At 35.3% G+C, this 23,401-nt stretch carries 20 protein-coding genes; 1 reads left to right on the forward strand and 19 read right to left on the reverse strand.

Translation table 11 applies throughout. The features are described from left to right. Positions 1-39: 39 nt before the first annotated feature. The 9 genes from purD to MS6x_RS10035 form a co-directional block, all read right to left on the reverse strand. Positions 40-1,311, reverse strand: a complete 1,272-nt coding sequence (purD, locus tag MS6x_RS09995; RefSeq protein ID WP_482607158.1) for a phosphoribosylamine--glycine ligase — start codon at positions 1,309-1,311, stop codon at positions 40-42. Positions 1,312-1,358: 47 nt separating this feature from the next. Further along, a complete protein-coding gene (locus MS6x_RS10000; RefSeq protein ID WP_482601572.1) occupies positions 1,359-2,336 on the reverse strand; it encodes a UDP-glucuronic acid decarboxylase family protein in 978 nt (325 codons plus the stop codon). Between the two features lies 1 nt (position 2,337). Continuing rightward, positions 2,338-3,357, reverse strand: coding sequence for a sugar transferase (locus tag MS6x_RS10005; protein ID WP_482601574.1), 1,020 nt, complete (start codon positions 3,355-3,357; stop codon positions 2,338-2,340). Positions 3,358-4,050: 693 nt separating this feature from the next. Continuing rightward, positions 4,051-5,358: an O-antigen ligase family protein gene (locus tag MS6x_RS10010; RefSeq protein ID WP_482601576.1), complete on the reverse strand. Its 1,308-nt coding sequence runs from the start codon at positions 5,356-5,358 to the stop codon at positions 4,051-4,053. A 31-nt stretch (positions 5,359-5,389) separates the two neighbouring features. Next, entirely contained in the window at positions 5,390-6,277 is an 888-nt protein-coding gene (locus tag MS6x_RS10015) for a hypothetical protein (protein WP_482601578.1), read from the reverse strand. Positions 6,278-6,282: 5 nt separating this feature from the next. After that, a complete protein-coding gene (locus MS6x_RS10020) occupies positions 6,283-7,365 on the reverse strand; it encodes an EpsG family protein (RefSeq protein WP_482601580.1) in 1,083 nt (360 codons plus the stop codon). A gap of 14 nt (positions 7,366-7,379) precedes the next feature. Further along, the gene (locus MS6x_RS10025; protein WP_482601582.1) at positions 7,380-8,516 is read right to left on the reverse strand and encodes a hypothetical protein; all 1,137 of its coding nucleotides are present in this window, start codon (positions 8,514-8,516) and stop codon (positions 7,380-7,382) included. Then, positions 8,513-9,835, reverse strand: a complete 1,323-nt coding sequence (locus MS6x_RS10030) for an MATE family efflux transporter (protein ID WP_482601584.1) — start codon at positions 9,833-9,835, stop codon at positions 8,513-8,515. The genes MS6x_RS10025 and MS6x_RS10030 overlap by 4 nt, the downstream gene beginning before the upstream one ends. A 37-nt stretch (positions 9,836-9,872) precedes the next feature. Further along, positions 9,873-12,221, reverse strand: coding sequence for an acyltransferase family protein (locus MS6x_RS10035; RefSeq protein ID WP_482601586.1), 2,349 nt, complete (start codon positions 12,219-12,221; stop codon positions 9,873-9,875). A gap of 220 nt (positions 12,222-12,441) precedes the next feature. On the opposite strand from MS6x_RS10035, the gene MS6x_RS10040 reads away from it, so the two are divergent. Beyond that, complete coding sequence (locus tag MS6x_RS10040; protein WP_482601588.1) at positions 12,442-14,157, forward strand: glycosyl hydrolase family 28-related protein; 1,716 nt, start codon at positions 12,442-12,444, stop codon at positions 14,155-14,157. 14 nt (positions 14,158-14,171) lie between these two features. Here the strand turns inward: MS6x_RS10040 and MS6x_RS10045 are convergent, their stop codons facing one another. The 10 genes from MS6x_RS10045 to MS6x_RS10090 form a co-directional block, all read right to left on the reverse strand. Beyond that, positions 14,172-15,104, reverse strand: a complete 933-nt coding sequence (locus MS6x_RS10045) for a phosphoglycerate dehydrogenase (protein ID WP_482601589.1) — start codon at positions 15,102-15,104, stop codon at positions 14,172-14,174. A 2-nt stretch (positions 15,105-15,106) separates the two neighbouring features. Beyond that, positions 15,107-15,763, reverse strand: a complete 657-nt coding sequence (locus MS6x_RS10050) for an HAD family hydrolase (protein WP_482601591.1) — start codon at positions 15,761-15,763, stop codon at positions 15,107-15,109. 20 nt (positions 15,764-15,783) lie between these two features. Then, on the reverse strand, positions 15,784-16,662 hold the full coding sequence (locus MS6x_RS10055) for an NAD-dependent epimerase/dehydratase family protein (protein WP_482601593.1): 879 nt from the start codon (positions 16,660-16,662) through the stop codon (positions 15,784-15,786). Continuing rightward, the gene (locus MS6x_RS10060) at positions 16,662-17,450 is read right to left on the reverse strand and encodes an HpcH/HpaI aldolase family protein (protein WP_482601595.1); all 789 of its coding nucleotides are present in this window, start codon (positions 17,448-17,450) and stop codon (positions 16,662-16,664) included. Before MS6x_RS10060 ends, MS6x_RS10055 begins: the two co-directional genes overlap by 1 nt. Beyond that, entirely contained in the window at positions 17,428-17,895 is a 468-nt protein-coding gene (locus tag MS6x_RS10065; protein WP_482601597.1) for a NanQ anomerase/TabA/YiaL family protein, read from the reverse strand. Before MS6x_RS10065 ends, MS6x_RS10060 begins: the two co-directional genes overlap by 23 nt. After that, complete coding sequence (locus MS6x_RS10070) at positions 17,892-18,560, reverse strand: acylneuraminate cytidylyltransferase family protein (RefSeq protein ID WP_482601599.1); 669 nt, start codon at positions 18,558-18,560, stop codon at positions 17,892-17,894. Before MS6x_RS10070 ends, MS6x_RS10065 begins: the two co-directional genes overlap by 4 nt. A 234-nt stretch (positions 18,561-18,794) precedes the next feature. Beyond that, positions 18,795-19,652, reverse strand: a complete 858-nt coding sequence (gene rfbA / locus MS6x_RS10075) for a glucose-1-phosphate thymidylyltransferase RfbA (protein ID WP_482601601.1) — start codon at positions 19,650-19,652, stop codon at positions 18,795-18,797. Continuing rightward, entirely contained in the window at positions 19,652-20,668 is a 1,017-nt protein-coding gene (rfbB, locus tag MS6x_RS10080; protein ID WP_482601603.1) for a dTDP-glucose 4,6-dehydratase, read from the reverse strand. The genes rfbA and rfbB overlap by 1 nt, the downstream gene beginning before the upstream one ends. Before the next feature lies 1 nt (position 20,669). After that, the gene (locus MS6x_RS10085) at positions 20,670-21,665 is read right to left on the reverse strand and encodes a hypothetical protein (RefSeq protein WP_482601605.1); all 996 of its coding nucleotides are present in this window, start codon (positions 21,663-21,665) and stop codon (positions 20,670-20,672) included. A 4-nt stretch (positions 21,666-21,669) separates the two neighbouring features. Then, on the reverse strand, positions 21,670-23,352 hold the full coding sequence (locus MS6x_RS10090; RefSeq protein ID WP_482601607.1) for a DUF6909 family protein: 1,683 nt from the start codon (positions 23,350-23,352) through the stop codon (positions 21,670-21,672). Between the last annotated feature and the right edge of the window lie 49 nt (positions 23,353-23,401).

Consider the following 23,401-nt stretch of genomic DNA (forward strand, 5'->3'; position numbering starts at 1 on the left):
AAGATAAACGGTGCTTTTGTTATTTAACGTTCTAATGGATTATAGGTCGAATCCGATATCTTTTCTGTAATTTATACCATCAAATGAAAGTTTACCTACATTCTTGTACGATAGCTCCAAAGCCGATTTGAAATCTTTCCCAAAGGAGGTGATTGCCATTACACGACCGCCATTTGTAACTGTTTTCCCATCTTTCTGTATTGTACCTGCATGAAATACTAAGGAATCGGTAATCGTGTCAATTCCCGTAATTTCCTTTCCTTTCTTATAACTTCCTGGATAGCCACCAGAAACGGTCATTACCGTTGCAGCAGTTCGTGGGTCTATCTCCAGGTCTACCTCATTCAACGTGCCGTTAGCAACAGCCTCAAACAACTCCACCATATCATTTTTAATACGCGGAAGCACCACCTCTGTCTCTGGATCACCTAAGCGAACATTGTATTCTATTACCTTCGGATTATCCCCAACTTTAATAAGGCCTATAAATATAAAACCCTTATAGGGTAATTTGTCCTTTTTAAGGCCTTCTACCGTAGGTTTTACTATTTGCTGCTCTATCTTGTACATTAGCGCGTTATCACCAAAGGGAACAGGGGAAATAGCGCCCATACCTCCTGTATTGAGTCCAGTGTCGCCCTCACCAATCCGTTTGTAGTCTTTTGCGGTAGGCAGTATTTTATAATTGACACCATCGGTCAGGACAAAAACACTTAACTCGATACCGTCTAAAAACTCTTCTATGACAACGGTTGCACTAGCCGTGCCAAACTTCTCATCTAACAGCATCGCTTTTAGCTCTGTCTTAGCCTCTTCTATGTTATTTAGGATTACTACGCCTTTGCCAGCAGCCAAACCGTCTGCCTTTAATACATAAGGCGGACTCAGCTTTTCCATGAACTTAAAACCTTCCGACAGGGTTGCAGCTGTAAAACTTTCGTACCGCGCCGTTGGAATACGGTGACGCATCATAAATTTCTTTGCAAATTCCTTACTACCTTCTAAGGTAGCGGCCATTTTTTGTGGGCCAATTACAGGAATTGATTGTAGCTGCTGATCCTCAAGAAAATAGTCATGTATTCCGTTGACCAAAGGGTCTTCTGGTCCAACAACTACCATACACACTTCATTGGTCAGCACAAACTGCTTTATCTCTTCAAAATCATTTACACCAATTGGTATGTTTTTTGCGATTTGGGCAGTACCGGCATTTCCTGGCGCTACAAAAAGCTCTTGTAGTTTTTTACTCTGCGTAAGTTTCCAAGCCAAGGCGTGTTCACGACCTCCAGCGCCTAAAATTAGAATATTCATTTGTTTTTTGGATTTTGGCAAAAGTTTTCTTGCCAAGCGTTAATAATTTATCTTTTCGAAAAATTTCTATGTTCTTTCCGTTGTAATTCTTCCTTACTCAACGACTTGAAATAATCGTATACGATTTTAAGTCCTTCTGAACGGTCTACTTTGGGCTCCCATCCCAGCAGTTCCTTTGCCTTTGTGATATCTGGTTGTCGTTGGGTAGGGTCATCTGTTGGCAACGGCTTAAAACTAATCTTTTGATCGGCCCCTGTTAATGCTAAAATCTCCTCTGCGAACTCTTTAATTGTTGTTTCATGGGGATTTCCAATATTCACTGGCTCTACATAGTCGCTAAATAACAATCGGTATATACCTTCTACCAAATCATCTATATAACAGAACGAGCGTGTTTGTACACCATCTCCAAAAACAGTTAAATCTTCCCCTCTTAAAGCCTGTCCCATAAATGCAGGAACCACCCTACCGTCATTAAGTCGCATTCTTGGCCCATACGTATTAAAAATACGTGCAATACGCGTTTCTAAACCATGAAACCTGTGGTAAGCCATGGTAATGGACTCCATGAATCTTTTGGCCTCGTCGTACACTCCTCTAGGCCCAACCGGGTTTACATTGCCAAAATACTCCTCGGTCTGTGGGTGCACTAATGGATCACCATAAACCTCAGAAGTAGACGCAACTAAAATTCGCGCACCCTTTTGCTTCGCTAATCCCAATAAATTGAGGGTTCCTAAAGACCCTACTTTTAATGTTTGTATTGGAATCTTCAGATAATCAATAGGACTTGCTGGAGAAGCGAAATGTAAAATGTAATCTAGATTTCCGGAAACATGAACAAACGTGGACACATCATGATGATGAAACTCAAAATGTTCCGAAGGGAAAAGGTGTGCTATATTCTTTAGGTCCCCTGTGATAAGATTGTCCATGCCAATAACATGATACCCTTCTTTTATGAATCTGTCACACAAATGTGAGCCTAAAAAACCTGCTGCGCCTGTTATTAATATTTTTTTCATCTTACATTCCTCTAGAAAACAGCACTGTTGTTACCGTTTTAAATACTATTCTAATGTCCAAGGTTATCGACCTATTCTTGATATAGTAAAGGTCGTACTCCAATTTTTTGATTGAATCGTCGAGGTTCTCACCATACTTATATTTTACCTGTGCCCAACCCGTAATACCAGGCCTAATTAAATGTCTAGCAGCATAGAAAGGCACACGGTCATTAAGTTGGTTTACAAATACTTTTCGCTCTGGCCTTGGCCCTATAAATTGCATATCACCTTTTACCACAGAAATAATTTGAGGTAACTCGTCTATCCTGAACGCCCTTAAAATTTTTCCAAAAGGTGTAATTCTTGTATCATTTTTTGTTGCCATTTTAGCACCAGTCTTTTCTGCATCCACAACCATGGACCTAAACTTGTAAATCTTAAACTCCTTCCCATGTAACCCTACTCTTTTTTGGGTGTAAAACAAAGGCCCCCTGTTAAACATTAAATTACATAGCCATACAAATGGCGTACATACTAAAAAAACAACCCCCACGACTAATGCTAAAGTAAAATTAATACCAAAGCCAAAAATAGTTTGCAAATACCTAATCTTTTTATTTCTAAGTTGAAGTATTTCATAAAAACTATCGTTATGGGATTGGATAGGCAATGCCTCATAGGTGTTTTCATAAAATGAGGTAAACGATATCACTTCTTTCCCTTTTAGAATACTTCTTAACATCATCTTCTCAATATCTTCTGGGAGATCATTATAGTTCTTAACATTAATAATCCAAGAGTCTATCTTGTCCGTTGCTTTTAAAAAATTCTTTCTTATAAGAATATGCTGATTGATATTATAGGTTAATTTTACCCTATAAAAAGTCTCCTCATCACCACCATCAATAATATTTGTGACATCCTTAACTTCTGACTGATTATCGATATCATATATAAACAAAACATTTTTAGTAGTAGGAAAAATTCTAAAAACATTTACGAAAAAAAGCCGCCATAACGCAACTTCGATAGGTGTCAACAATAAAAATATTAGCAAATATTTTATCCAAAAACTCGCGTCAAAAAGTATCAGAGTGAAGATAAATACAGTTAATACAAATAAAGCGGTAATATATAAAGCTTGAGATACTACGTACTTACGCTTTAATGTTCTTTGTAAATTATAAAAATCTAAAATATAGGATAACGCAAAGAAAGATAAGGTTCCAAAGCTAAATACTACAACATTTAGCTTAAGGGAAATAAATTGTATATCTATAACGTCTTGTACAAAAAAATTGAGACTAGCTATTACTATAAGCAAATCTCCTATTAAAAGAATGAATTTACGTTCTAGTGGGTTTAATATAGAGCGTCTAGCCATTTAAATTATTTTAAACTAATTGTTTCAAAAACGATTGTAATTATTTACGTTAAAAAACTACTAGGGGAATCAATTTTTAATTGAACCTTATCGATTGTGAAGTTTGAAACAACTCATCGAATTATCCTGTTTTACTGCGGTCGTTTTAGTATTTATTTTTATGATAAACACTTACGTTATAATTAAAAATCTAATGCCTGTTGAACGACTTGCTTATCTTTACCATTCCTGTCCTCGATTAGGACACCTATCGTTAGATGTATCTTCTTTTTAATAAATTATCGTCATCAAAGTTAAGTCTTATTTCAATAACAGCTCCATTGTTTCTCTAGTGTTTGGGGAGACTTCTCACGCCTTTCCACCAGATAACCTTATGAAATCATTACTTTCTAAAAAGAAAAATAAACTCTGGAAGAAAAAAAAGAAAACAATACCAAGTTGCCTGCTCAAGATATTTTCAGTTAACATACAAGTTAGCACTAAAATCAAAAACATCAAATATATCAAATTAGCGGTGTCAACAGCCTTTTTAACATAGGCGTAAAAGCAAAATACCAGTACGGCAAAACCAAACATTCCAAACTTAATCAAATAGTCTAAATATTGATTGTGGGTATTAGCATCTTTAGTAGCTAAATAGGGTTGATTATCAAATATGTACTGTTTGTTCAATTCATTACTTATGTCTCCAGTGCCTACACCAAATAAAAAATTAACTTTTAATATGGAGATACTTGAATTCCAAATATGTATCCTATTGGTCTTGTTCCAAGTATCTATGGAATAGGTTGTGCCGTATTGACCATAGTCAAATGCATTTTCCAAATCCCTCTCAAAAAAATAATCATAGTAATTCCCTATATCTTGCTTAATAGCATTAGGTACTTTGTAAACGTAAGTTCCAAAGATCACTATCCCTGCTATTAACAACGCTAAATATCGTTTCTTTCCTCTAACATCAGTTGTTTTATATACATGAAAAAACAACCCAAAAACAAGTGCAAAAATAGTAGCAACGAAAGGCATTTTTGAAGCTAAGGAAAGATTTAAAAAAAGAAATACAAACATGGATATGATCCAAAATACTTTTAGGCCAGAAGATTTTGTCATCCTAAAAAAGTAAAAACAAATAATCGAACAGAAACCTAAATACATAGAAAAATAAGATGGATGTAGCGCTTCTTCCTTGAAAAACTGATTAAACTGAATGAGAATTTCTTTCCAATAATCTAGAATGAATAGGAGCTCAAAATCAAGAAAGCCTACTAAAAAATAGAGATATCTAATAAAGCATGAAGACAAAAAGGCAAAAAAGATATATCGTAAGTCTAGTGCATAATACTTACCCACAAGCGAGAAGAGCAAAGGAAAGAACAATGCCGTTAAAATACGCTCTAAGTATGACCAGCCAGTACCTAGGTCATCCGAAAAAGGAAGCCAAGCAAGCGCAACAAAAAAAATACCGGCACCTATAAAAAATTTCGTCAAATCCAAGCTATACCTTTGCTTCCTAAAGGCAATATCCAACAAAACCCCGGTAAGAAGAACAATTATGCTAATCGTATTCCATTTCTCACTCCATGGTAAAAGGCAAATGCAAAATGCCATTGATAAACTCAATACATCCAATCTGCCTAATATCCCAACACTTTTCATTTTATAATTCTGTGCAAATTTTTAAAAAATACTAATCGATATAAGTGCTAAAAAGCACTGTAGGCTTTCCAGATTCTTCACGTAATAATGCCATTCGTTTGGCTTGCTTTGGAACTTTAATTTTTACTGCTGACACTTTATTGTTAGCTAAGTTTAAACTTAATGTGTTCTGGTTAAAGAGTGGTATTTCATCTAAAGCAAGACCGCCTTCCATTTCTTCAAAAAAACTAAGACTGTAGTTGTACTTGAAAAATTCGGCCTCTAGATTAAACGTAAGATACACCTCAAGACTCTCTTGGCTCAGAAATATATTCAAAGCATTTTTCTCGTTGAAAATAGGAATGGCATCCGTAACCACCAGATGGTTTATAAATGACATCTTATTAGCTGGTACGGCTATCTGCCCTTTGGCATTATTAGGTATTCTTACCTTGTTCTTTACTATTTCGGTGTTTTTTTGCGGGGCTGATTTAATTTGGTGCTTCGCATACCAGGTTCTCTTAGTGCCAATGTATTGTCCAGTACTAAAACCATCTAATTCCCCGTATGAGCCAAGGTCCTTTAGGATATAAAAATTTAAAGAATCCATAACTAGTATATCTTCGTTTTTGATTGAAAGGTTAATGAAGCCATGTTCCTTTCTCGATTCTGGCAAAAGGCCCGAGTCCTTTAAATAAAGGTGTAAGAATAAATCGCCATTTTTATTAAATATTTCCTTCTTCCAAAAACTATAAACCAAAGTTTTGGACTTAGGGAAAAAATTTACTCTTGTCCTTTGGATTTCACTTTTGTACACTTGAACAGATTTCTGGTTTAAAAAATCCGTAATAAATTGATTCGTGGTATCAGATGTTCTTTCACATCCCGAGACCAAAAGGATAGTCAGAAAAGAAACAACGGGACTTAGCCTAAATTTCATAGCACCTAGATTGAAAAACATGCTCCCATGTTAAAAACAATGGATTCATGATTGAATACATAAATCGAGTACGCTAAACTTAAGCCTATCATTACCAAGGTCGCAATCACTTTGTTCTTTTTTAGCGTAAACTGCTGTATGCATCCTACAGCGAGTATCGGAATAAAAATATCGGTATAAAGTACAAGTCGCGAAAACATACCATCAAATCTAAACAACAATAAGGCAGCAACGGAAAAAACAAAGAAAAATGAGTATGCTTTTTCATATGCTACATTGATATTCCTAAAAAACAAGAACAATATATTGAAGCAAATCAATAGTGCTAATTTTATCAAGGAATTTGAGGAAGCCCTTTCAAACGATGAATAAAACTCAAGCTTAGTTGCAATAAATTCAGGTAGCGGGAACAAATTAATGATGTGTACAAAAATCGAAAAGTATCCAATCAAGAGAGCTAGCGATAGAATTAAAATCCGCGTCTTATTCTTGTAATTCAAAAAAACTGATAAAAAAGAGAATAAACTTCCCTTGTGACTAAAAAAGGCCATTGCCTTAAAAAGGTTTGTTTTAGCCCCCGTATTAGCACAAATTCCCAATAACAAAAGTGAGGAGGATAGTCCTTGCCTAATTACATTACCCTGTATGAGATAAAAAGAGGAGCTGTTAAGCATAAAAAATAATGCTAAAAACACTAGGGCCCTTGAGTCTTTAAAAAATAAAAAATAAGCAAGGAAAGTAAGTGTGATACTTAGACTTAACTGAAATGTAATGTAGTCCTCTTTCCCTAAGCCCAAAATGTGGGATATAGGCATTAATCCAAAAAACAAAAAATCTCCTTTCCAAGCGGTCTTAGAGATGAATATGTCAGCGAAGGCAACATTATATTTATAAAAATCCATATAGAGCGGCAAATCAATATTTGCACCATAGTCTCTATTTATAAATACAACAAGTATTAAAATAAGTAATGTGCCTAAAGCAACTGCTTTTAGCACAAATGATTTTTTAAGGACAGAAAATATAAAGAACACCAATAAAGCGCAAGTTGAAATGCCTTGAAGTAGTATTGGTTTATAAATTTCCATTAAACCTTATGGTTTTAGGTTAGACTTGTAATCTTCTCACTAATTATTTCAAAAGGATGTTGTTCTTTATTCTCAAAATAATAGGATATCTCTTTGGAAGCAGAAGATGTTGTGTTTTGCGTTAAAGCGGAGACTAAATCTGACATCGTTGTGAAAATACCATCAGCAGAGTTTTTAAAATATTCAGGGATTTCCTCGTTGTTGATTTCTAGTAGAAACACTTTGCTATTTTCGTTTGCAGCTAATGCAAGTAAAGAAGAATAGTGACCTACATAGTAACCTGATATTGGAAAGTCATAGGTTATCTCACCCCCGTTTTCAATAACTTTTTCAAAAATAGTCTTATCGGATCTTGGGTGAAGTTTTATGACCAATTGTTTCTTAAAAGCATTTGCCAGCTCATCTATTACAGATTTATAATCGGTTTTTTCCATTCTGCCGTCTTCTACAAACGTCTGGGCAATATAACAAACCTGGTTCTTGTTTCTTTCTGCCTTTTTGTTTTTTATAAAAGTATGATAATCAGGGTTGCCTATGGTTGTAAAACTTTCTACAGCACTATAATAATGATTCTTAACAAACCATTCTTTCCAATAATCGCCCCAAACAAATACATGATCGGACTGTACCTCCTCTAATTGTTTCTTTTTATTGCTCTCCAAATACTCGTTAATCTTAAAGGATTTCAAAAAGTCCTTATTAAGCAAATACAAGAAAATAGCTGCTTTACCTTTGAACAAGAACGAAAACATATACTTCAAATAAACTAGCTTTCTATTCATAGCTGAAAAATAGCCTAAGAAGCTTCTTTCCAAAAACTCAGCATACATACCGTGTTGTAGTTGGTATGTACGTATCCCAATTTTTTTTGATCTATAGGTCCAATATAAATCTGTGATTCTATAACTGTAATTAAAAAAACTAGTATTTGAGTTGTCTCTGGCACTTAAGCCCTCGAATTCCTTAGTGACCTCTGCCAGTTGTATTCGCTCGTCGGCCACACTTTTAATTTTTTCATGTTCGGTGAAAGAATCATGAACCATAACAACGTGTTTGGCAATTTCGTTACCAACCAAATATTTAGCTAAGGGAATTACGTATCTATTAAAATTAGAATAATGAACCTCATATATTAAAACCCTATCTATCATAAAATCTTATTTCTTTTTAACAATGATACAAGAATAATCATATCCAACAATGCTTTTACAATAAATGCAATATAATGAAACTCTATTGCTCTATAAATGCCTAAAAAAAGAACAATAATAAGGTAAATAGATGTCGTGCCCAATAACCAAATACTCACTATTTTAATTTTTCCTATAGCTTGTAAAGGTCTAATTAAAAGAATTGTATAATTGATCATCAATGCTCCAAAAAGCAAGTGAAATGCATTTTTATATATAAAATCTGAAAAACTTGCTTTTAACCACCATTTTAAAATATCTTCTAAAAGGTAATTTGAAAACAACATAATAAGAATAAATAAGCCACCCACTCCAACCAACTGTAACCTTAAGCTCTTTTTTATTCTAATCAAATTCTTTTCTTGATACCATACCGAAATCGCGGAAAAATAAACCAAAGATATAGTACCTGTGATAATCGCGACCCTATTGAACAAATCCAACATTGTTACCTGATCTGAAATAATATTGGTGTCAAAGAAAATAGGGTAATAGAACCGATCAAAGAAAAGTACAAATGCTGATGCTAAAAAGAAAATACTAAACCAGAACGTTTCTTTTAGAAAGCCTACTTCAAACTTAAAGACCAGCTGTAATACATTCCAATTTAATGGCCCGTAGATTTCGAACGAGAGCTTTTTCTGATATTTCTTTATTCTATAAAAATATAAAAAACAAAGCAGTACGTATACCATGAAAAGTGACATTGCAATGCCGCTCAGTGAAATTTCGGAAAAGTAGACATAGGCGAAGGGTATTAAAAATAACATTGCCGCCGTTAGCGCCCTAGCAATTGCCAAAAAATAAAAGTCGCTGAAAGACTCCAACAGAGACCTGTAAGGAATAAGGATGAACGCCATTAAAAAAACGCTCAATATAATAAAGAAGAAAGTATAATCGGTGACACTTTGCAAAATACTAAAGCTTTGTGACTTGTACGCCACATACAATATGATTTGAAGAATTATAAAGAAAACAGAGCCCAAGAGATAAGAAAAGGAAACACACTCTTTTAATTCTTCCTTAATTCTATGGTTCTGCTTTAGTCCAATTATTTCGGAAACTCTTCTATTTAAGGTTGGGCCAATACCAAAAGAGAAATAATTGGATAAAAAAATTAAACTTATCCCTATCGAATATTTTGCCCAAGAATCCTTTCCCATAGTTTCTATCAGATATGGTGTGAGAATAAGGGCTGCCGCTATAGGCACTATTTGAAAGCCGATATTGAATAAAGCTTTTCTAAATACTATCTTAGATGTGTAACTATTATTGGACATGGACTAACTATACATATTGATTTAGCATATTTGCTTTTTACAATGTGGTTTCAAAATATTTCTTCCCTTTTGGTTTAAAATGTCCAACTTTTATGTATTTAACTTGATAATCAGGAATGATGTTATTACCGTAAAAAATAACCTTTCCGTTCTTGAACAAGGTAAGCTTCTTGCCCTTAACGTCTAAATTCTCAAAACCATGAACCCTCCTACTTGCAGGAAGATTGTTTATGTCTTCAGGGAACACATGAAAAAAGTACATACTTTCATTATCACTCAATGAATCGAATTCTTTACGAATAAAAATTCTCTTGCTTTTAAAATTGTATTCTAAATGGTAGCCCTTCTCGCTGATGGTGACATTACTCTCACTCATCCCCTGGTTAGTATTGGAAAAGTTAAACAAATCTTGGTGTATCGAAATTGGAGGTTGACTCCATTCTGTAGAGAAAATATTACCATTTACGATGTTATATTCTTCACCTAATCTTGCTCCTACACTTCTAGTTATATGATGTTTATCAAACAATGCAAACTGGTCATGGGACCATAGTTGACAATTAAGGTAATCGCACATTAAAGGTTTAAAATCGACCCATCTTACTTTGGCCCCGAACGTATCGAATAGTTTTTGAATATAAGACAAGTCTGTAATATTTGAATACAGCTTGCTTTTATTGCCTATTTCCTGTACCCTAGCGGTAAAAATCTTTTCTTGGTAAATATGTTTACGAGCTTCCTGTTCGTTCTCCATTTCCAATCCGGTTACATATATAATCGGTTGAACTCCTAATCTTAGTGCTTCGTTTACCATCCAAAAATGCCAATCAATCTCAGAATCGCCCAGTTTCATCATTTTTGGCCTTACCCATAACACTAAAAATTTCTTGTCCTTTAGTAACATCCTGTAAAAATCCTCGGCTCCTGAGTGGCTATATATTTTCGGATTACTTTCATGTAAAACATGACCTACTAGACTTTTATCTTTTAATTGATTATTTATAAATTTTTTAAATGCATGAAAATGTGAATTCGTCAAAATAAGCACCTCTGCGGATTTGATGTCCAGTTCGTTAACACCATGGCTTTTTAATCTTGAACGATAGTCCCCTACAAAATACTCGGAACCCTTATATTTTTTTCTTAATTCTTTAGAATGTGGGCTGTTTCTTATTCTTAAATGCGGGCTGTTTTCAAAACTGAACTTATAAGATGTGTTGTCTATTTCCGATTCATTATAAAAAAAAGAAGGAGTTGACTTCTGCGCCTCTAACAAAATAACCGAAGATAGTAACGGAAGTATTACCCAAAAAACTAATGATGGACCAAATTTGAGAACAAAACGATATCTAAATATATTTTCTACGTACCTCCAGCTCAAATAGGATAAAGGTATCATAACAATGACCAAAAGTGATATTTTGTCAAATAGCGAAAACGAATCCATATCGTATCCAATCTCTACTAATGTGGCAATAATAATCCAATGCCATAAGTACAAGCTATAAGATATTTTACCTATTAACCTAAGCCAATTTAGTTCTAAAACTGCCCTCGCCCTTGAAAATATATGATTGTCTTTACCTAGGTATAAAAGAAATGCCGTGACCAAGGAAACCATCAAGGCGTTAATCCCTGGCCATAAACTACTATCGCCGTAATAAAACGAAAGGTAAAAAATTGCCCCGATTGCAATAATGTAACTAAAGTTTACTTGAAATTTTGAAGGCAATGGAGGCAAGTCCCTGTAAAACACTGCTAGCATAGAGCCTGTAAAAATTTCAAAAAAACGAGTATGCAATAAGTAATAATTGGACTTGGCCTCCGTGGTAAATTCAACAAAGTAAATACTAACGGCAATAGAGGAAAGCCATATCATTATTATCAATATCTTCCTTGAATTAATACTTTTAATTTTCCAGATGAGAAAAAATAGAATCGGCACCACCAAATAAAATTGTTCCTCGACACCTAAAGACCACGTATGCAACAGTTGGTATCGCTCCGCCGAAGCATCAAAATAACCATGAGAAAGATTAGCTGCAGCATAATTTCCTAGACCAACAACAGCAAAAGGAAGAAAATCGAAATAATTCTTTAGTGCATCGGGAAGAAGTACAAATGCATTAAAAATCGATAATAACAGCAGTATAACAATCAGGACCGGTGCAATTCTCTTAATTCTATTAAGATAAAAACCTTTAAACGAAAAGGTGCTCTTAGTTAATTTTTCAGTGATGTTGAACGTAATCAGAAAGCCTGAGATTACAAAGAAAATGTCTACTCCCAAGAATCCTCCTGTAAAGCCATCTATATTCATATGGCAAAAGACTACCAAAAGCACGGCAATAGCCCGCAGACCATCAATGTCTTTTCTATACTTCATTTAATATATGGGCATCTATGGATGATTTGTTTTTATAAAAAGTAGTATGTTCTAATCAAGTAAAGGGCTTTTTTTAAAGTTCAAAAGTAATCAATAGTGATTACATATACCCTACTCGTTTATTTGAGTTAAAAAGTAAGTAATGACTGCAGTATATATTCAAAGATAGCTTCCCTTTAGAGTCTTTCTATTTATATATTTGCCTTTTAGCATTTATAACATGAAAAAACAACACCTTTTAATCCTATTACTGTTTCTTATTCTCGGAGTGTTCTTCTTTTTATATTTTGAATCTGATAGCTTAAGTCAAGCGGTAAGCAATGCTCAACGAAGGAAAATCAATAAGACTTCCCAAGAGTTTTTAGATTTAATACGTCCTACGGTCTTTAATATCGAAGACTTTGGTGCTTCCATTGACAGGGAAGACAACTCAGGTGCACTCCAAGCAGCTATAGATGCTGCCGTAGTAACAAGTACTGAATTACGGTCAGATAATAAATGGGATATTTATGTAGGTAAAGTCTACATTCCTTCTGGTAACTGGAGATTTGAAAAAGGGGTGTTATCAAGTATTGGTGTTGAAATCTACGGTGATGGTGTTGGAAAAACATATTTAGATTATCACGGTGATGGAACTTTCTTAGATTTTAGTTCTCCCGAAGAAAAGTTCGATTTGAAAATCAATGACCTATTTATAAGACAATATCATCCCAATTCTATTGCGTTGAATTTAAACCAAGTAAATAGGAACAGCGGTATATCAAACCTTATTATCGAAGGTGGAGGAATTGGAATACAACTGGAAAACTGTTATACTACCAGCTTTGATTCGTTTTTTATTTATAATGCCTCTCGTTTCGGAATCATAGGATACAACTCTACCAACACGGATTTTAAGAATTTTAAAATAGAAAACTGTACCGTAGGAGCAAAATTCACCAAAAGCAGTACAAATTCCTCCACAGGTTTAAAACTGTTCGGAGGTGTAATTCAAGGTTGCCGTAATGAGGGATTATTGTTGGAGGATTTAACAAATTTTTCGTCCTACTCTACTTTTTTTGAGGGAAATGGAAGAAATAGCGGAAAGTCTCAGATCCGAATCACAAGTGACTTAAGCGGTGATTTTGACAATGACCTTATCGCTTTTTACACCCCTTTTATAACCGGAGGTTTTAGTGCATCCGAAGGTCAAATCGCGGTGGATGTCGAAAACACAACGAATTTTGTTTTCAAAGAAAGTTTTATTAGAGCTAACAACAGGATTTTAACGGGTATTCGCGTTGGTAAAAATGTCATCAATGCCGAAATTATTAACTCTAAGTTCAGTGGCGTCAAAAATGATTTTGAGATAGTAGAGGCAAAAACAAATTTGATTCTTGATCCAGAGATGAAACTAGGCCGTGGATATGGACGGCAAACCTTAGGGCTTGGTTCAGAGAGCGGTAAAACCAACAATAGACACTATATGGAAAGTTACCAAGGTGTTTTTGGAAACCTAAACACTGGCAAAGTAGGTATTGGAAGTTTTAACGGAAAACCTAGTGTACAAGGTTTTGGCAGTGGAAGTGGCTATGATTTCTTTACCAATCCAAAGGTTGGAAACCACATATCCGCACAACAGGGTATTACACAAATGGCAGGAGTTAAATTTGGCACTACAATAACCTCTTCCAATGTAGAAACGAATAAAAAACTACGCAATGTGTTAGTTAATACCGATGAGGGAAAGCGCTTTGTGAAAATTAGCGCTGGTGAAGAGGAAATTAGCAGAGAATTGGTTATCAAAAATACGGGTGTAAATTCAAACGTTCTGGAAATACAGTCAACCTCAAAGATGATCAATAATAAGAAAACTTATGAATTATTAGATGGCGAAGCTATAACTGTCGTTTACGACGGCAATCAGTGGCAGGTTATTTCTAAATACAAGCCTTAATATAGCTTCAAATTTTATTTTAACAGATCGATAAGATTCTGTACCGCCATAGTTCCTTGTCTTTCTACACTCTGAAAGGTCCTAGAGCCTACATGAGGGGTTATAATAACATTCTCAACACCTTTTAGCACCTCGTTGTCCAACATGGGTTCGTGCGCTAGGACATCGGTCAAATAGCCTCTAACCTTCTCTTCCTGTAAGCCTCTAATTAATGCATTCGAATCTACCAGCCTACCCCTAGAGGTATTGATTAGTATTGGATTCCTTTTTAATTTATTGAAAATAACTTGTTCGTTAATCATATGTTCCGACTGCGCTGTGTGCGGTACATGCAAGCTAATTACATCTGCGTGTTCATAGATTTCGTCTAAACTGGACACAAAATTAATATCGCTATGGGAGGCTAGAAAATCCTTATCCTTGAAAATATCATAAGCCAACACGCGCATACCAAGTGCCATCGACTTTTTCGCGAGCTCCTTACCAACAGCGCCCAAACCAACGATACCTATTGTTTTTCCTTGAATCTCATGACCGACCCAGCGTTTCCAACTTCCTTCCTTTGTAGAATTATATTGTAAATGTACATTTTTCTCAAAGGTGAATAACAGTGCCAATACATGTTCGGAAACCGAAACTTGATTTACACCCGGACAATTGGTAACCGGTATACCAAGCTTTTTTGCAGCATCCAAATCAATCCTATCCAATCCTACGCCATACTTAGAAATATATCTGAGCTTTCCTTTAAATCCCGTTTGTAAAACTTTTTCCGTATACTCATCGTCACCGCAAATAACTGCATCATAGTTCCCTATTATCGGTAATAGCTCATCTTCCAATATTGGGCCTCTAAGAGTGTCCAATTCATAGCCTTGCGCCTTTAATAGTTCTTGGTGCTGTCCAGGGGTGTCCTGAAACGAAGTTGAGGTGAGTAAAACTTTCATTACTATAACATTTTTTGTTCTATCAAGACCTTTTCCAATTGTTCAAAACTTCTAAACTCTAAGCCCTTATAATCTGTAAAAAGATTTTTGTTCTCGTCGTTATGTCGCAATGCAAAGTGCAGTTTTGAGAATTGGGCTGCATCCATATCTGTTGTAGCATCACCCAAAAACAAGGTCTCCGCTCTATTTAAATCAAATCTGTCCAACAAATACTCGGACCAATATCTTTTATTTTCAGGAGAACCATGTACACCCTCAAAGAAATGGTCTATTGCTCTTGCTTTAGCTATTTTTTTTATTTCTGTTGTAGGAGTTCCTGTGATTATCCAAAATCGTAAGGTCTTGGCATACTTTGTCAAAAACCCTAAAGAACCGGGAACCTCTTTAGAATCTATAACTTTTTGCAATACCAGTTCAGAAAACCTATTGGCCATATCTTCCAGTTCAACATCACTCAGTTCCTTGTCGAAAAACTGTTTTTCCCAATGCCTAAACTTCTCAAATCTTGAAACTCCACCATGATTGATATGATAATCGACGACACTTTCCGCTATAGCATCGCCATGAGGAAGGTACATTTCGCGAAATGCATCCGTCTTTGCGCTCACCGATTCTGCCAAAACCCCATCAAAATCAAAAAAAATATTCCTTATTGGCATTCGTCCTTTTCTAAAAACTACTATTCATTATTATGTACCGCTCTAATGCATTCCAATAACCCTTGGCCCATGTCTATATGAGGATTGGCGGTCAATTTTTTACTAACACTAGGTTCAAATGAGTATGGTGTAAATTTATAATGATTTTGATATCCAGAATCTTCACAGTTTACGTCTACCTCACCATTTAATATTTCTTTTATCATTTGGAATAGCTCCAAACGTTTCATCCGTTCCGTTCCTGTAAGTATAACATGTAGGTTTAAAAACGAATCGGACTCTATAACATCTACAGACAGCTTTGCAGCATCAGCAGCATGTATATACTCTCGTATTTCCATACCATCACCATGATGGTCTATTTTTTTTTCCTTTACAGCTCCTTTAACAAGATTATAGATGTAATTATTATCATATGCCCTTTGAGAATAAACCGACCCATATCTAAGAATTACAAAAGGTAAATCATATTTTTTATTATACTCTTCAATGATTTTTTCGGATGCTAATTTACTTATCCCATAAAAGGAACCCTTGTTGCTCATTGCATAAGCGCTACTAGCATACACGAATTTTTCAATCTTATGCTTTACACATTGCTCTAGAATGTACATATTGCCGATTACGTTCAAGTTCATCGTTTTTAAAGGAAACCTAATCGCATTGTCTAAATTGGCAAAACCTGCTAAATTATAAACGATATCAAAATTTTCTTTTTCAAAAACAGATGCTACCTGTGTTTCGTCAAAAATATCACAAGATGTATAATTTACTTGGCCTTTAAGCTCCTTGTCTTCAGAAATATCCGCAACGGAGACGTCAAAACCCCTATTTAAAAGTTCTTTTACTAGATAATATCCTAAAAATCCGAAGCCTCCAAAAACCAGTACTTTTTTCATTATTTAAGATTAGACTTTAATAGTTCCATTTGCTCTCTAGCCTTGTCGCCTAAAAAGAAAAAATCCAAACTAAATGCGAGAAAATTATAGTGCATATCTAGCTTATCTATGACCTTTTTATAATCAGATTCAATAACATGGAAACCTAAGTTTTTGGATTTTTCTAAAGTAATCTTATCAATTTTTGCCAAAACCTCCTTAACATCATCATCATAAAACATTCCAGGTTTTCCCATGGATGCCGAAAGATCATAAGGTCCAACAATAATACCGTCAATACCTTCTACATCTAAAATCTCCGCTAAATTATTTACTCCTTCTATATGCTCTATTTGGGCTATCACAACAGATTCTTCTTGAACCCACTTATTATACTCATTAAAAGCAACACCGTAATGCTGTGCCCTTGAAAGACCCACACCTCTAGTGCCATGTGGTGGATATTTGACCCAAGAAACGGCTTGCTTTGCCTCTTCTGCATTCTTTACCATTGGAACTATAATGCCATTGGCACCTGCATCCATAACTCGTTTTATTATTACCTCTTCGTTTTTGCTTACCCTTACCAAGGCTTCCATTTGATTGGCCTGTACATGACCAACTAGGTTTTGTAAGGTAGAAATATCTATTGCGGAATGTTCTAAATCAATAGTAAGCCATTCGAAACCCGCAGATGACATTATCTCAACTATGGATTGATGGGGTATAGTTAACCATGACCCAAATGATAATTCTCTATTTTTAAGTTTCTGCTTTAGATTGCTCTTAGTGTGTAAAAAGTTTTTCATCTATTTTAATTACGATTTTCTTAATGGTTTCTGTTGTATTATCCAGAGCATATTGGCATCCGTGAATGTCCTGAGGAAAGAAAACGGCCATTTTACCTGGCCTTAAGCGCAAAGCTACATTTGATTGCTTTGTACCCTTGTAAAACTGGCAATCCTTTTTGCTGTCATACGGTGACGTGATTTCTACCTCTGCCCTATCGTATATGCCAATACCTTCTCCCCCTCTTAAAATTATCTGTATATCAACTTCTCTTTTATGCGATTCTATAATGGTTGGAGCAATCTTTGTTTCGTAACTCATTACTTTATAGTAGCACGAATCGTTTATTCGATATTCTCCATTAGGTGTATTCGTGGTAACTTTCGAAATCGTATCCAATACTTCCCCAAAGACTCCGGTACTTTTAAAATAGGTTGCCCAATTATCAATAGTGTCGAATATCATCGGAGTATTTTGTAAAGAGATTCGGCCATAATAAAATCGTGCAGTTCGTCTATATCGATTGCCTCTATCTTATCAATTTCGAACATAAGCGCATTTTTACCTATACGTTTACCCCCTGAGTTTTCAAACGATTCTTTGGAAAAAATATACAAATTGGAATTCTCTTCATAAATAGGAGGTAAATCTTGGGTCCTAATTAGTTTAACCGGATCATGGTTTAAGGGGGTGCCATCGCAACCATATAATCTTGTCTGCATTCTCGTTACCGAAAAAATAGAGTCATACGTGTCTTTTCTTTTCAACAACGTCTCTATTGCATTATCTATGGTTTCCGTTTTAAGTAAAGGATTGGTACTATGGGTCTGCAGGTAATAGTCCGAATCTACTTTATTAATATCATATGCGATAACCTTATTCATTGACACATGGTCGCCGATAATTTCTTGGGGCCTATCGATAACTATTACATTTTGATTGTAGTTATCGGTAATGTCTTTAATGATATTTTCACTATCAGTATTTACGACAACTTTTTCTATGTATTTTGAAGCTAGCAAACTATCTAAAACTCTATGGTACAATGGAGAACCATTAAAATTCTTAAGATTTTTATTTGGTACTCTTTCAGAATTACCCTTCATTGGCAATAGCGCAGTAATTTTCATTTAGTTGTATTTCTTAATTAGGTATAATCTTATCTCAAATGTAAACCTTAGAATTCGCTTAAAGCTATTCTAGCCCTTATTTTAAGGTTTTATTCAAAAATACAATAATTACTATTCTGAACAAGCTGAACATTTTACTCCAAGTCTATTTTTAGTTAATAAGCTAACTACTAAAATAATATGATCAAAAAACCCAAAATGTAAGTTGAACATCAAGTACCAGTTGGTTTTAATTTAATCAAGTTGCATCAAATATTCACCATATCCGCTCTTTAAAAGTGGCTTCGCCAACCTATGAAGCTGTTCTTTAGATATATAACCCATATTATAAGCTGCCTCCTCAATAGAGCCAATTTTTAATCCTTGGCGTTCTTCTATTAATTGTACAAATTGTGACGCTTGCATTAGAGAGCTGAACGTACCTGTGTCCAACCACGCAATTCCTTTGTCCAAAACACTTACATGAAGTCTTCCTTGGTTGAGGTATTCTCTGTTTATATCTGTAATCTCTAGTTCTCCCCTTTTACTTGGTTTTATCTTTTGGGCAATTTCTATTACTGAGTTATCATAAAAATAAATGCCTGGCACTGCATAATTTGTTTTGGGCTTAATGGGTTTTTCCTCTATGGAGATTACCCTTCCGTTTGTGTCGAAATCAACAACTCCATATCTATTTGGATTTTGAACATGATAACCAAAAACAACCCCTCCTTTTGGATTATTATTTGCCTGTAACAAAGCCGGAAGACCTGATCCATAAAACAAATTATCACCCAAAATTAAGGCAACTTTATCATTACCTATAAAATCACGCCCAATTAAAAAAGCTTCGGCGATACCGTTTGGTTTTTCCTGTATAGCATACTCCAATTTACATCCTAAAGAACTTCCATCTCCTAATAGTTTTTTAAATATCTCGGTATCGTTAGGTGTAGTTATAATTAAAATATTTCGTATTCCTGATATCAGCAATGTCGAAATAGGATAATAAATCATTGGTTTGTCATAAATTGGCATAAGCTGTTTACTTATTGCCAAAGTTAACGGCAATAATCTTGTTCCGGAGCCTCCCGCTAATACTATTCCTTTCATTATTCTATTTTAGCATATTTGTTAATATACCAATTAACCGTTTTGATTAGTGCGGTATTAAAATCTTTGCTAGGTGTCCATCCAATTTTTGATTTCGTTTTAGAGGAATCAATGGCGTACCTGAAATCATGCCCCTTCCTATCTTCTACGAAAGAAATCTGCTCTCTATAACTTCCAGATGCTTTTGGTTTCAAGCTGTCCAATAAAGTACAGATCCTGACAGCTATGCTTAAATTTGTATGTTCATTACCTCCGCCAAGCACATATGTTTCTCCGGATGTTCCTTTATGAAATATCTGATTAAGACCTTGACAGTGATCCTCAACGTAGAGCCAGTCCCTAATATTTTTGCCTTTTCCGTAAATAGGGATATCCTCGAGATTTAAAGCTTTCTTAATAACGGTAGGAATTAACTTTTCGTCATGTTGTTTGGGCCCAAAATTATTAGAGCAATTACTGGTAACCACATTAAGACCATAAGTATGATGATAACTTCTAACAAGAAAATCAGCAGAGGCCTTTGAAGCACTATATGGACTATTGGGAGCATATGCGGTCTTTTCGGTAAAAAAACCCGTATCACCTAGGCTACCAAATACTTCATCGGTAGAGATATGATGAAACCTTTTGTTTTTGTATTCCGATACCCAATATTTCCTAGCAACCTCTAAAAGAATAAATGTACCTTCTATATTGGTTTTAATAAAGCTGTCAGGTGTTTTTATAGAATTGTCAACATGGGACTCTGCTGCGAAATGAATTACCGAGTCTATCCCATACTCATCAAATATACTGCCAACTAAATTTTTGTCGCAAATATCGCCAATGATCAACTTATGTCTCGAAGACTCTGCTAGGTCAGCAAGATTAGATAAATCCGCCGCATAGGTAAGCTTGTCAAGATTAATCACTTTATACTCTTGATTGCGTTCCAGAAAATATGGAATGAAGTTGCTGCCTATAAAACCGGCTCCTCCAGTAACTAAAACCGTTTTCTTTGTTGGAGAAGCGTTCATTTTAAAGGAGTTCAAATACTTTTTTGTTCAAATACTTTACAAACGAAATAAGAAAGAATGCGCCTATTAATATTGCAGGAATAAGTACAATGTTCTTTCCGAAAAAAGCCTTTTGCACTTGTTGGGGTTTTCCAAAATTGATTACTTTAATCGGCTCTGTACGCTCCTCTAATTCTACTTTTTTGGTCTCGATATCCTTTATTAAGGTGTTTTTAAAGTTTAGAAGTCCTGTAATGTTTACTGTTTCTTGGTTATCAAGTATGATACGTTCACTACCGGAAACTTCATCTGTTTGTGCTAATTTTTTTGAGTAATTAACAATTATCTCATCTACTTGCGCCAACAAATTTTTATTTTGATTAATTCGAGACTCTGCATTAGCTCTATATATAGCGACAAGACCGTCAAAGTACTTGTTGGAGTTTATATATGCCATAACTTTTTCCGCGAAGTATTGCCCTTGTTCTAGGTTTTTGTAGTAAAAGGTTATTCTATGGTTAAAAGAGCTTTTATTTTGAAGTTCAGCCCTAACGATATCCGCAATAGCCTCTGTATCTTCAAATGATTGTAACAATTCTAAGTACTTTATGTCACTTTCGCCACTATCATCGCCGCTAACTCTACTTATGGTGATTTCTAGGCCATTATAATCCGTAAAACCAACTCCTAATGAATTGAAAAAAACAGTATCTTTTGCTTCTATATTTGCTTGTATTTCCGCGACAACATCGTAAAGGTAATTTTTGCTTTCCAATTGAGGTTTAACAATAACCTCAGTTTTAATTTTTTTAGAAATAATTTGATTAAGTCCATACCCTATTCCCGCGCCAAAAACAATTAGTAGTAAGAGAATAAGTACATTTTTTTTAAGATAAACGAAGACTTTTAAAAACCCCATAAACAGTCTGTTGAGACCATCTGCTATCATTCGGAACAATTGCCCCAAATCTATCTCATCCGAACTATTTTGGGGATTATTTGGTTGCTTATCTGCCATAACACTATGCGTTAAATATCTGTTTTAAAATTTTATCTGTTATCAAATACGTAGGTTTCACGCCCGTAGTTCCCAAGCCTCCGGAGGCCAATGTACTTCCGGTTTCCAAAGGATTGTCCGAAGCATAATAGGCATACCGTACTTTCACGTCTTCACGTATGCTTTTTCTAATTCTAGAAGCCGATTGTATTGCTTTTTGATAGTGTACCCCTTCCATTTCCAATCCAATTACGCTCCATGTAGACCTGTGAAAAAACTGTAAAATGTCCTTGTTCTGTAACGACGTACCCAACACGGTAACCATTGTGCCTTCAAAAACCTTTAGGCCATTTCCTTTAAAATCCGCTGCACATAACTCGTTCTTAAACGGATAATTATCTGCCGTACCCTCAAAAATATGCGCAGAGGGTATCATTAAATCTCCCTTTCCACCTTCGAGAATGCCTGCTTTTCCCATAATAGATATGGAAGCCACGTTCAGAAACACCGATTTTTCCTTTGCATCACCAAATGGCTTTAGCAATTCATCAATAGTTTCATAGGCCTGCTCCCCAAAGGCATAGTCCATGACAAATATAATTGGTTTTTTTTCATTCGGTTTTTCCTTTATATCGTAACAACATACACCAGAACCAAACTTAGCCGTATCAAAAATCTGCACATCTATATTAGTTCCAGATGTATCGTCCAAAGAAATCATCCCATTTTTATCAGCTACTTTTTTAACCTTGTTGCGTAGTTGCTCGTTCTCGGAGCTGCTTAACGCTTCATAAATGGCAAGTGAACTGGCGTCCTTAAACTCGGAGGAAAGCGCGTTCTTGGCAAATAGGGAATTCATAACACTGTGCATGTTGGCCGATATGATATGGATAGGCCTATCCAAAAGCTTATGCGCCTTTAATGTCTCCTTAATGTTGTCTGCCCAACGTTCTCCATGTATGTGATGGCCTAGTCTTTCTCGCAACAGAGAACTGAACGTAATCGTTCGTTTCTCACCTGTTATTTCCTCTTCTAACGATAGCTTACCTAGCCAGTATATTATTTTAAGGAAACGTTCGGGGTTTTCGTCCGTTCTGAACTTTCCATATATTTCAAGAATCTCCTGGAAAGACCTTCCTAAAATATTAGCAGTGTGAATTAAGGCTATTTCCCTTTCTTCCTGATTTATTTTGTCTTTTTGAATGGTTGCTTCCAGTTTGGACCAGTCACGTATAGTTCTTTCGGTATCTGGTATATGAACTCTCTTACAGATTTTATCGGACTCTATGAATAAAAAAGTTAAGTGAGTAAGTATGTCATAAATATCAGATCTGCCTCTGGTAATCTCAATATTCATCTGTTCGTCATCGATTCGGTAACAATTTCTTCTTCGCTTTGGGGGTATTATAGCTTCCATGTGCGAATTACCAAAGCCTTCATCTGTGGTAAGATTAATGAATTTGCACTGTTCTATACCGGCCGGCAATCGTTCCAATACATATACGAGTCCGTTTAGCTCCGCTTTCTCCTCTGCAACAGAACCATATATTTCTGGTCGTAAGGCTAATAATGCATTTTTAAGTGCTTCACCGGAAATACCGTTCGGTTTATAAAAACCTCTATTAAAAAGATGCCGCATGGTGATATACAATCGCTCAATAGCATTCGTAGATTCTTGCGCGCGAGATGGTGATGTTGTTTTTCCCATGTTAGGATTTCAAACGAAATTACGATTAAAATTTAAGTTTTATATGCTT

It is taken from the genome of Maribacter sp. MS6 (genome assembly GCF_056839185.1).